Genomic DNA, 653 nt, shown 5'->3' with positions numbered 1-653 from the left:
GGTTTTCGTCCCGAAAGGGTGTTTTTTAATTTAACGGAGCACTAATATGATCCGAGAACAGACTATGCTGGATGTTGCTGATAACTCAGGGGCTCGTAGCGTAATGTGTATCAAGGTTCTAGGTGGATCGCACCGTCGTTACGCTGCTATTGGCGACATTATCAAAGTTACTGTGAAAGAAGCAATTCCACGCGGTAAAGTTAAAAAAGGTGATGTGTTAAAAGCAGTTGTTGTGCGCACCAAGAAGGGTGTTCGTCGCCCAGATGGCTCAGTTATTCGTTTCGATGGTAATGCTTGTGTAATTTTAAACAATAACACTGAGCAACCAATCGGTACTCGTATTTTTGGACCTGTGACTCGTGAACTTCGTTCTGAGAAGTTTATGAAGATCATTTCATTAGCTCCAGAAGTACTGTAAGGGGAATGTAATGGCTGCTAAAATCCGTCAAAATGATGAAGTAATTGTTCTTACCGGTAAAGATAAGGGCAAACGTGGTAAGGTAACTCAAGTGTTACCAAACGGTAAAGTGATTGTTGAAGGCGTTAAAATCATCACTAAACATGAAAAACCGGTTCCTGCTTTAGGTAAAGCTGGTGGCTTAGTGAAGAAAGAAGCTGCAATTGATGCGTCAAATTGCAATTTTCAACCCGAG

2 protein-coding genes are annotated in these 653 nt (G+C 41.5%); both read left to right on the top strand.

Translation table 11 applies throughout. The annotated features are described in order from the left end of the window. Positions 1 to 46: 46 nt before the first annotated feature. Positions 47 to 418: a 50S ribosomal protein L14 gene (rplN, locus tag D0Z60_RS11490; protein WP_118858570.1), complete on the top strand. Its 372-nt coding sequence runs from the start codon at positions 47 to 49 to the stop codon at positions 416 to 418. Positions 419 to 428: 10 nt separating this feature from the next. Next, positions 429 to 653 (top strand): 50S ribosomal protein L24 (rplX, locus tag D0Z60_RS11485; RefSeq protein ID WP_118858571.1); only part of this gene is annotated, 225 nt, incomplete at its 3' end.

It is taken from the genome of Sphingomonas mesophila (assembly GCF_003499275.1).
In the GTDB taxonomy this organism is placed as follows: domain Bacteria; phylum Pseudomonadota; class Alphaproteobacteria; order Sphingomonadales; family Sphingomonadaceae; genus Sphingomicrobium; species Sphingomicrobium mesophilum.
This window is presented reverse-complemented; position numbering and strand designations above follow the sequence as displayed.